The organism is Actinomycetospora sp. (assembly GCF_055612215.1).
The window spans coordinates 1-9,938 of sequence record NZ_JBVPVA010000754.1 but is presented as its reverse complement, the minus strand read 5'-3'; the positions used below and the strand labels follow the sequence as shown (position 1 = coordinate 9,938).

7 protein-coding genes and 1 pseudogene are annotated in these 9,938 nt (G+C 71.5%); 2 read left to right on the top strand and 6 right to left on the bottom strand.

Features of this window, described 5'->3' with window-relative positions; all coding sequences use genetic code 11:
* The 6 genes and pseudogenes from AC0CYZ_RS20545 to AC0CYZ_RS20520 form a co-directional block, all read right to left on the bottom strand.
* Positions 1 to 279, bottom strand: a pseudogene (locus AC0CYZ_RS20545) (hypothetical protein); the annotation flags it as partial.
* Entirely contained in the window at positions 276 to 3,002 is a 2,727-nt protein-coding gene (locus AC0CYZ_RS20540; protein ID WP_472218698.1) for a helix-turn-helix transcriptional regulator, read from the bottom strand. The pseudogene AC0CYZ_RS20545 and the gene AC0CYZ_RS20540, both read right to left, overlap by 4 nt.
* Before the next feature lie 18 nt (positions 3,003 to 3,020).
* Positions 3,021 to 5,834 (bottom strand): benzoate 1,2-dioxygenase electron transfer component BenC, encoded by a 2,814-nt coding sequence (gene benC / locus AC0CYZ_RS20535; RefSeq protein WP_472218696.1) that lies wholly within the window; start codon positions 5,832 to 5,834, stop codon positions 3,021 to 3,023.
* Positions 5,835 to 5,844: 10 nt separating this feature from the next.
* Positions 5,845 to 6,390, bottom strand: a complete 546-nt coding sequence (gene benB, locus AC0CYZ_RS20530; protein ID WP_472218694.1) for a benzoate 1,2-dioxygenase small subunit — start codon at positions 6,388 to 6,390, stop codon at positions 5,845 to 5,847.
* A gap of 2 nt (positions 6,391 to 6,392) precedes the next feature.
* The gene (gene benA / locus AC0CYZ_RS20525) at positions 6,393 to 7,760 is read right to left on the bottom strand and encodes a benzoate 1,2-dioxygenase large subunit (protein WP_472218692.1); all 1,368 of its coding nucleotides are present in this window, start codon (positions 7,758 to 7,760) and stop codon (positions 6,393 to 6,395) included.
* Positions 7,761 to 8,187: 427 nt separating this feature from the next.
* Complete coding sequence (locus AC0CYZ_RS20520) at positions 8,188 to 8,658, bottom strand: YdeI/OmpD-associated family protein (RefSeq protein ID WP_472218690.1); 471 nt, start codon at positions 8,656 to 8,658, stop codon at positions 8,188 to 8,190.
* A gap of 134 nt (positions 8,659 to 8,792) precedes the next feature.
* Between AC0CYZ_RS20520 and AC0CYZ_RS20515 the strand changes: the two genes are divergently transcribed.
* Positions 8,793 to 9,482, top strand: a complete 690-nt coding sequence (locus AC0CYZ_RS20515; RefSeq protein ID WP_472218688.1) for an AraC family transcriptional regulator — start codon at positions 8,793 to 8,795, stop codon at positions 9,480 to 9,482.
* A gap of 18 nt (positions 9,483 to 9,500) precedes the next feature.
* The gene (locus AC0CYZ_RS20510; RefSeq protein ID WP_472218686.1) at positions 9,501 to 9,926 is read left to right on the top strand and encodes a VOC family protein; all 426 of its coding nucleotides are present in this window, start codon (positions 9,501 to 9,503) and stop codon (positions 9,924 to 9,926) included.
* Positions 9,927 to 9,938 lie beyond the last annotated feature (12 nt).

The following is a 9,938-nucleotide window of genomic DNA, read 5'->3' as shown; positions in this document are numbered from 1 at the left end:
TTCGCCGGTGTCGGAGACCTCGATGAGCCAGCGCTTGAACGCGTCGAACTCCTCGTAGGTGACCTTCTGCTCGCGGATGGCGGCGCGGATGCCCTCGAGCGCGGCGCCGATGACGCTCGCCGCCCGCTGCTGGTCGACGCTGCCGCCGCCCGAGCGGAAGGTGGCCGCGCCGGAGCGGGCGATCTCGGTGGCGTGCGAGCCGGCGGTGGCGGCGTCGGAGACGGACTGGTCCTCGGTGGTGGTCATGGTGTCCTCGTTGTGGTGGTGGAAGGCGGTCATTGCTTGTCCCGGCGGAGGCCGGCGAGCTCGGTGCGGGAACGGACGCCGAGCTTCGTGTAGATGCGGGTGAGGTGGTACTGGACGGTCTTGGGCGAGACGTGGAGCTCGGTGGCGGCGTCCTTGTTGGACAGTCCACGGGCGACGAGGTCGGCGACGGCCGTCTCCTGGGCGGTGAGTTCCCCGAGTCCGCGGTCGGGGCGGCTCTGGTGCACGCCGCCCGCGCGTAGCTCGCGGTCGCAGCGGGCGACGTAGCTGGTCGCACCGAGGGCGAGGAACAGCTCGCGGGCCGTGGACAGGATGGTGTCGGCCTCGCGGCGCTGGGACAGGCGTCGCAGCGACTGGCCGTAGGCGAAGTGGGCGCGGGCGCGGTCCCACCGCAGCGGCTGGGTGTCGAGGGACGCGATCGACGACTCGAACGCCACACGTGCCGCGCCGAGGTCGCCGCGGGCGGCGTGGACACGACCGCGCGCCCAGGCGAGCCGCGCGAGCTCGGCGTGGTTCTGCTGGTCGTGGGCGTGCTCCTCGTGACGGACGACGAACTCGTCGGCCTCGTCGACGTGGCCCTCGAGGACGAGCGCGTTCGCGTACACGTCGCGCCAGGGCCACCAGCCGGGCTGGGCGACCGTGGTCTCGTCCTCGGAGTCCAGGGGAGCGAGGGCCCGGACGACAGCGCCGTAGTCCGCGCGGACCTCGGCCATCGACGCGCGGGCCAGCCGGCGGGGGACGGCCATGATCTCGTAGTCGTCGGCGCCGCTGTCGGCGTCGCGCAGGACGCGCTCGGCCCGCTCCTGGTCGCCCCGCAGGCTGTGGATCTGGGCGGCGGTCCAGGCGAGCAGCGGCGAGACGATGACGATGCCGGTCCGTTCGGCGCGCCGCAGGCCCTGCGCGACGGTGCGCAGGGCGAGGTCCCAGTCGCCGGCGAGGAAGTGGACGCGGGCGAGCCACCCGGAGGCCCACAGCGAGATCCGGGACGACCCGCCGAGCGTGGTGGTGGGGATGGCGCTCTCGAGTTCGGCGCGCGCCTCGTCGAGCTCGCCGAGGACGAGGTGGAGCCACCCGTGGCCCATGGTGACGCGTTGGAGCTGCGCCCCGTGGCGGACGCGGTGCGCCACCGCGCGGTACTCGGCGAGGCCCTCGCGCGGGCGTCCCGCGGCGGCCGTGCCCAGGCCGCGCATGGCGAGGGCCTCGACCGCTGCGGGGTGGTCGACGCCGACGAGGTGGGTGGCACGGTCGGCCCAGTCGATCAGTGCCTGACCCTGCCCGCGGATCAGCGCGTCCAGGACGCGTCGTTGGCAGATCCAGGCGGCGGTGTGCGCATCGGTCTCGGGGTCGCAGAGTTCCCAGGCTCGGCTGAGTGCGCGTTCGGCCTGGCCGGTGCGTCCGAGCAGGATCGCGAGGTAGCCGAGCACCGAGTTGCGGATCGCGGTGTCGAGGAGGTTCTCGATCGCCGGGATCATCGCCTCGGCCTCGAACACCGCGCCGGCGCCGATCATGGCGTCGACGGCGCGGATGAGGAGGAGCTCGCGGTCGGCGGGCCGGTCGGTGAGCCGGCTCGCCTCCAGGAGCGCGTCGGCCGCGTCGGACCAGGCGCCGTCGGCGGTCTTGACCTGGGCCACCTCGGCGAGCCGGTCGGCGAGCGCGGCGTCGGGGCCCGGCGTCGCCGCCGCCAGCAGCGCGAGCCGGCGGTGCGGTTCGGCAACGACGTCCGCGGCGTCCCGACGGGTCACCGCCGCCTCGTGCGGGCCCACGAGGTCGAGCACCGCGGCTCGGACCATGGGGTCGCTCGGGCCGACGACGGGCAGCGAGCGCCCGCCGAACCGCTTCACGAGGCCGTGGCTCGCCGCCTCGCTGAGCGGACGGAGCACGTCCTCGAGGCCGGCGGTGCGGGCGATCTCGTCGAGGCTCGCCGGCTCGCCGAAGCAGGCGGCGGTCTCGACGAGCCGCCGAGCGTCGGGGGAGAGGGCTCGGCACGCCTCCTCGACGCGGACGGCGACCTCGCCCGGGGCCGGCAGGCGGAGGTCCGGCACGTCCCACATCTCGCCGGGGAGCTCGTCCAGGAGGGCGAGGACGTGGCGTGGGTTGCCGTGGGTGTGGCGGCGGAGCCGTTCGAGCAGCCACGGAGGCAGGGGGCGGCCTCGGTCGGCGCAGAGTTCCTCGAGGTCGCGCGACGAGAGCGGTCCCAGGGGCACGGCGGTGTCGGCGACGCGCCGGACCAGGTCGGTCGTGGCGGACGGGCCGCGCCCGGGGTCGGCCGCGAGCAGCGCCACCACGGGCACCTGGCGGTGGTGGCGGATGAGCGTCGAGAGCGCTCGCAGCGATTCCTGATCGCCCCACTGGGCGTCGTCGACGACGACGAGGACCGTCTCGCCCTCCGCCCGGCCGACCAGTCGCCGAGCGACGGCGAACGGGTCCTCGCCGTCGAGCGAGGCGATGTCCTCGTCGAGCAGCTGGGCGACGATCGCGTGCGGGCAGTGCGCCTCCCACTCGACGCCCGACGCCACCAGGACCCGCCCGGGCGCGGCTGCGGCAGCCTGACCGAGGAGCCGTGACTTGCCGCTCCCGGACCCACCGGTGACGAGGACGGTCCCCCGTCCCTGGCCGACCACGTCGAGCACGGCGCGACGGACTTCCTGACGCTCGTGCGGGCCGCGGGGCACGCCGTCGAGTCCCCGCGTGTCGACGGGTGGTGGGTCCTCCTCACCGGTCTCCGGTGGCAGCGTCATCGCCATGTCGGTGACCCGTCAGCCCAGGTCGCCGCCGGCCACGGGCAGCACCGTGCCGGTGATGTAGGACGCCTCCTCGGAGGCCAGGAACGTCAGGGCCGCGGCCTGCTCGTCGAGGGTGCCGTAGCGCTTCATCAGGGATGACTCGACGGTCTGGTCGACGATGCCCTGGTACCACTCCCGCTCCTGGTCGTCCTGCGGTCCCGGCCCCCGCGGCGTCTTGCGCTCGGGGGCGTTCGTCCCGCCCGGAGCCGTGGCCGCGACGCGGATGCCGTGCGGCGCCAGCTCGAGGGCGAGCGCCGCGGTGATCGCGTTGACCCCGCCCTTCGCAGCGGCGTAGGGCAGGCGATGGATGCCGCGGGTCGCCACCGACGAGACGTTGATGATCGTCCCCCGCCCGCGCTCGATCATGTGCGGCGCAACGGCGCGGCAGCACCACAGTGTGGGCCACAACGACCGCTGGATCTCGGCCTGGATCTCCTCGGGGGGGTACTGGTCGAACGGCTTGGCCCAGATCGTGCCGCCCACGGTGTGGATGGCGACGTCGACGCGGCCGAACCGCGAGATCGCCGCGGCCACCACCGACTCGGCCCCGTCCCACGTCTCGAGGTCGGCGACCACGGGCACGGCCTGGCCGACGCCGGAGCTGCGATCTTCGGCCAGCTCGTCGGCGAGCTCCTTGACGGTCTCGGCGCGGTCGGCCAGGACGAGCAGCCCACCCTCCGCGTGCACCCTCCGTGCCGTGGCCTCGCCGATTCCCTGGCCCGCCCCGGTCACCACCACGACCTGGTCGGCGAAGCGACCCGGGGTGACGAAGCGCGGGCGCCGTGCCGTGCGCCGGTCCTCCATGGCGCGACGCGTCGTCTGCTTCGATCGTTCGGCGTGGTCGCTGATCAGGTCCCGTGCCCTGTCGCGGTCTCCGGCCTCGAAGGCGTCGACGATGTCGAGGTGGTCCTGGGCGCATCGGGGGTGGCACCAGGTGGCGTGTCGCAACGACTCCTCCATGTGCCCCTTGACCCCGAGGTCCTGGTAGGCGTGCAGGAGGTGGGAGTTGCCCGTCATGGTGAACAGGAAGTCGTGGAATGCCGCGTTCGCCTCGGTGTAGCCCGCGGCGTCGACGAAGCGCTCCTCCTGCACGTCGACGTAGGGCACGGTCGACTCGGCGAGCAGCCGGTACCCGGCGATCTCGCGCGAGGTGATCCGGCCGATGGTGAGCTCGAGGGCGCCCAGTTCCAGGGCCCGCCGCGCGTCGAAGATCGCGTCGGACTCGTGGATGGAGGGGTGCTGCTGGCCGATCTCGTAGCCGTCGTCGGTGACGGTGCCCGCGGGCGCCTCCGTCGGGGATGCGACGAGGGGGGCGAGCTCCGGGTCGGCGAAGGCCTCGCGTCCGGCGATACCGCGGGCGTCCGTCGCCACGAGGATGGCCTCGTCGTCGCCGTCGAGCCCGGACGCGGACGGACCGCTCTCGGTGCCTCCGAGGACGATCCGACCGTTGACGCGGCGCGCAAGGTCGGCGGTGTCCGACGGTCCGGGGAGGTCGACCGCGCCGGCGCTCACCCGCGCGTCGGCGCCCAGCGGCGCCAGCTCGTGGTCGGGCAGCACGGTCCGGCCGCTGATCGCCCGGCCCTCCCCGTCCAGCACGACCAGGCCCTGCCCACCGGTACCGACCACGGTCGGCGGGGCGGACGTCCGCCGACCCGTGTCTCCGGTGGACGCGACGCCGTCCTTCTCCGCCGCGGCCCGGGCGTCGTCGGCGACCTCGGGCGTCGTCGCGTCGTCCTCGGGCTGCGCGCCCTCGCCCGCCTGTTCCTGCGGGGCAGCCGCGAGGGCGAACTTCTCGTAGTAGAAACCGGCCGGGGCAAAGCCCTGCTCGGAGAACGAGGAGCGCACCGCGTCGACCATCGGCGGGGGCCCGCACAGGTAGACGCTGGCCTCGCCGTCGTGGAAGTGCCCCTCCTCGACGAGAGCGGTCACGTAGCCCTGGTTCGGGGCCGTCGTGGACTCGGCCGCGACGGTGTAGGTCCAGGTCAGGCCGTCGAGGGACTCCTCGAGCGCCCGGATCGAGTCCAGCTCGACCACGTCGTCGTCGGTGGTCGCGCCGTAGATGAGGTGCGCCGGTCGGGTGCTGCCGGTGGCCTCGAGCCGGCGCAGGATCGAGAGGATCGGCGCGAGCCCCGTCCCCCCGGCGAGCAGCAGGATCGGCGCCTCGGACTCGCGCAGGAAGAAGCTGCCGTGCGGGCCGGTGAACCGCACGGAGTCGCCCACCGCAGCCGTGTTCTCCAGCCAGTCGGACATCACCCCGCCCGCCGAGAGCTTGATCAGGAACGTGAGTTGCCCGTCGTCGGGGGCGCTGGAGAACGAGTACGAGCGGGTCTGGTCGGTACCGGGCACGGCGATGTTCACGTACTGCCCCGGCAGGAACACGAGCTTCTCGCGGTTCTCGCAGTCCAGGGTCAGCGACATCGTCGTCTCCGACAACCTCTCGACCGCCGAGACCGTCGCCCGGAACTCGCCCGCGCTGGTCTTCGCCACGGCTGACGTCGTCGGGATCTGGACGACGAGGTCGGACTTCGGGTTCATGCTGCACGTCAGGACGTAGCCCGCGGCCTCTTCGTCGGGGGCGAGCGCGTCCTCGACGTAGTCGTCCATCTCGACCTGGCCGGACTCGAGGAAGGACTTGCAGGTCCCGCAGGCCCCGTCGCTGCAGTCCACCGGAATGTTGATCTTCGATCGATAGGCCGCGTCCATGACGGTCTGGTTCTCGCGGCACTTCACGAAGCGGGTGACGCCGTCCTCGAAGGCCAGCGCGACGTCGTGCGTCGGTGCACTCATCGCCGCCCCCTCAGAAGTGGTAGATGTCGACGACGTGGTGGATGTAGTCGTTCTTGAGCACCACGGTCTTGCGGCGGATCAGCGGCGATGGTCCGGAGAAGTCGATCGTGTAGAACGACGTCCCGTAGTACGGGTCGACGGTCTTGTACCGGAAGTACATCGTGTGCCAGTTGAACCGGATGTCGACCAGGTCGCCGCGGCGTTCGATGACCTCGACGTTGGAGATGTTGTGGCTGGTCCGCGGCTCGGGGATCGAGGTGGCGCTCGAGCGCTCGGTGCGGATGCGGAAGACCCGGTCCTCGAGCCCGCCCTTGTTGGAATAGTAGATCAGCGAGATCTCGCGCTGGGGGTCCTGCGTGAGGGTGTCGTAGTCGTCCCAGCACGGCATCCAGTAGACGACGTCGTCGGCGTAGCACTCGAGCCAGCGCTCGAACTCGCGGTCGTCGAGATAGCGCGCCTCGCGGTAGAGGAACTGCTCGATGATGTTCTGTGTGATCAGGGCGTTGCCGGTGGCGCCGGTGGAGCCCTGCACGGTGCTGTTCTCGGTCGTCGTCATGGTCAGGCCTCCTTCTCGGCCGCGAGCGCGGCACGCATCGTCTCCAGCCAGTAACCGTGCTGAACCGGGTAGAGCCCCTCGTCCTCGTTCCTGGCGCCCGAGGAGATGACGCCGTCCATGCCCAGCGACTGCGCGACCTCGTCGGGCCCGTCGATCCAGTGCTGGACACCACGGCTCATGTCGTTCCACGGCGCGGTGGTCGCCTGGAAGGTCAGCTGGCAGGCGCGGAACTCCTCGAGGTCGTCCGGCGTGGCCATGCCCGAGGCGTTGAAGAAGTCCTCGTACTGGCGGATGCGGTTGGCGCGGGCCTCGTCGCTCTCGCCCTTGGGGGCGATGCAGTAGATCGTGACCTCGGTCTGGTTCGGAGCGATCGGGCGGAAGTGCCGGATCTGCGTCGAGAACTGGTCCATGAGGTACACGTTCGGGTAGAGGCACAGGTTCCGGGAGCCACGGACCATGAAGTCGCCGGTGGCCTCGCCGAACTGCTCCTTCAGCGTGTCGATCTCGCTGTAGAGCGGCTGGTCCTCGGGGTTGGCCTTCCAGGTCCACAGGCAGAGGTGGCCGTTCGGGTACGACCAGTACCCGCCGCCGGACTTGCCCCAGCCGCCGGCGTCCAGGGCCTTGGTCTCGTTCTTCGACTCCCCGCTGCTACGACGTGACGTGGTGGCGGCGTAGTTCCAGTGCAGCGCCGTCACGTGATAGCCGTCGGCGCCGTTCTCGGCCTGCACCTTCCAGTTCCCGTCGAAGGTGTACGTGGAGGATCCGCGCAGCACCTCCAGGCCCTCGGGTGACTGGTCGACGAGCATGTCGATGATCTCGGTGGTGTCGCCGAGGTGCTCGGAGAGCGGCACGACATCGGGGTTCAGGCTGCCGAACAGGAACCCCCGGTAGCTCTCGAACACCGGGACCTTGACCAGGTTGTGCGAGCCGTCGGTGTCGAAGTTCTCCGGGTAACCGGCGCCCTCGGGGTCCTTCACCTTGAGCAGCGTGCCGTCGTTGCGGTAGGTCCAGCCATGGAACGGGCAGGTCAGCGTCTTGCGGTTGTCCCGCTTCTTGCGGCACAGCATCGCCCCGCGGTGCGCGCAGGCGTTGATGAGGCAGTGCAGCCCGCCGTCCTTGTCCCTCGTGATCATGATGGGCTGGCGGCCGATATCGGTGGTGAAGTAGTCGCCCGGCTCGGCGACCTGGCTCTCGTGCGCGAGGTAGACCCAGTTGCCCTCGAAGATGTGCTTCATCTCGAGTTCGAAGATCTCTTCGTCGGTGAAGATCCGGCGGTTGGCCTTGATCACCCCCGCCTCGCGGTCGTCGACGACGGCGTCGGACAGGACCTTCTCGATGCTCGGGCCGACTCGGTCGAGGCTCTGCGTCATCGCACGCTCCCAGGTGGCGAGAGTCCGGGCGCTCCGGACCGGGTTCGTGTCCTGACGGTCCCTCGCTACCGGGCCGCACACACCGGGCATGTACCTAGTCCTCACCTAGCAGTCGCCCTGGCGTGCGGCGCCGACTAGGACGTTCGGCCATGTGCGGCGGCGGAGGGCGTCCACATCGGTCCGCAACTCGAGAACGCGTCGGTGGAGCGTGGTGCGCCGCGTCCTCGTGGGGAGTTGGTCGGGGACGGCGGCGAGGTCGGCGCGCGCGGTCGTCGACCGGGACGCCGTCAGGACTGCGGTGTGCCTGGTCGGATGCAACCAGACCATCGTGATGGCGCCCTCGGCGTTCGAGCCACTGATCTCGGCGTCGGTGATCAGTCCACTCGATGCCGATGCCGATGCGGGCGGCGCCGCAGGGTCCCGACACTCACGAAGGTGGGGGAGGATCGCTCGAGGTCCTCGCGGTGGCGAGATCGGTGATCACCTTCCTGATACGCCGGGCGCGGGTGTCGGACTTCTTGGCCTCCTCGATCCAACGCACCCACTCCTTGCGGTGGCTGTAGGCCAGCGCGTCGAACGCGGCGCCGGCTCCCTCGTGCTCGGCGAGGGCCTCGCGCAGGTCAGCGGGAACGGGGACGTCGCGCGGGTCGGTGTCGAGCTCGATGTCGACGTCGACCTCGTCGCCCGCAGCGAGGCCCGCCTGGGCGCGGTTGTCCGCGCTGAGGGGGACGAGGAACCGACCCCCCATCCGGGCAACCGTCGTCCGGTAGGTGTGGGCGCCGACTGTGATCCGGACAGCCGGGCGTCGCCCTGCGCCCAGCGTGTCCACGACCTCGTCCGGGACCGGCATCCCGGTCGCGGTCTTGCCGCCGAGCTCGACGAAGGTGCGGAACCGCATCCGGGGATCGTCCCTCATCCTCCCGGTCCGTGGGGCTCGTCCTCGTGGGCCACGACGGTGCGACGAGGGCGGCGGGAGGCCTCCCCGGCGGCGGTGACTGGTGCTCGGACCGGTGTCGGTGGTAGTTCTCGGCGGTGTCGACGGGTTGGTGGCCGTACGTCCCCGCGGTCTTCCTCGGTGGTCCAGGCGTGCGGTGGCGTGAGCGGGCGCCGCACCCGGCGCTCGCGCCGTGGGTGGCCACGACGTGGCGGTTGCGATGCGAGGCGTCGCAGTCGGTGCGCGTGCTGCCGGATGGCTGTATGGACATCATCGGGACGGACCTGGTCGGGACACTGACCCGGCCGCTGCTCGCCGACCTCCGGGCTGGGCAGGACAGTGTCGGTGTCCGACTACGGCCAGGGGCGTTCACGGCTCTGTTCGGTCTGCCCGCCCACGAGTTCGCCGATCAGCGGCTGCCACTGCGCGACGTCGCCGCGGGACGGTCGCTGCGGACCTTGCTGGCCGAGGCGCCGACCCCGGACCCACTCCCGACGCTCGCGTTGAGGGCCCCGAGCATGCGGTGGTTGGCCCGCGAGACCGGCTACAGCGAGCGACAGCTGCGTCGGCGACTGCTCGCCGCGACCGGGCACGGCCCGAGCCGGCTGCGACGCATCGGGCGAATGCAGCGGCTGCTCAGCGCGGGGAGAGGCGGGAGCTGGGCCGACGCCGCGGTGGAGGTCGGGTACCACGACGAATCGCACATGATCAACGACGTGAAAGCGCTGGCCGGAGCCACGCCGCGAGCCCTGCTCCGGGGCCGATTCTTACAAGGCCCGGCGCACTGACCGAGTCAGAATTCGGTCATGGACCAGCGAGTCAGCATGATCACTCTGCCGGTGCGCGACGTGCCCGCCGCCCGAGCCTTCTACGAGCGGCTGGGCTGGACGGTGACCGTCACCGATGGCGACATCGTCATGTTCCAGGCGGGTGGCCTGATCGTCTCCCTCTGGTGGAGCGACAAGCTCGACGTCGACGGCGGAGTGGCCGGACGTGGCGGCTACGGATGTGCCGCGCTCGCCTACGCCGTCCGTGACGCCGAGTCCGTTGACAGCGTCGTGGCATCCGCCGTCAGCGTGGGAGCCAGCATCACCCGCGATCCCGGGCCGAAGCCGTTCGGCTACTCCGGAGTCTTCGCCGATCTCGACGGCCACACCTGGGAGGTCGCCTGGGTCCGCGGATGGGACCTGCACGAGGACGGAACCGTGGCGCTCCCCGTCCAGCCCGGGTGATGTCCGTCGGCG

Coding starts and splice junctions, on each gene's coding strand:
- AC0CYZ_RS20540 (WP_472218698.1), bottom strand. CDS start 3,002: ATGACGCTGCCACCGGAGACCGGTGAGGAGGACCCACCACCCGTCGAC.
- benC (WP_472218696.1), bottom strand. CDS start 5,834: ATGAGTGCACCGACGCACGACGTCGCGCTGGCCTTCGAGGACGGCGTC.
- benB (WP_472218694.1), bottom strand. CDS start 6,390: ATGACGACGACCGAGAACAGCACCGTGCAGGGCTCCACCGGCGCCACC.
- benA (WP_472218692.1), bottom strand. CDS start 7,760: ATGACGCAGAGCCTCGACCGAGTCGGCCCGAGCATCGAGAAGGTCCTG.
- AC0CYZ_RS20520 (WP_472218690.1), bottom strand. CDS start 8,658: ATGCGGTTCCGCACCTTCGTCGAGCTCGGCGGCAAGACCGCGACCGGG.
- AC0CYZ_RS20510 (WP_472218686.1), top strand. CDS start 9,501: ATGGACCAGCGAGTCAGCATGATCACTCTGCCGGTGCGCGACGTGCCC.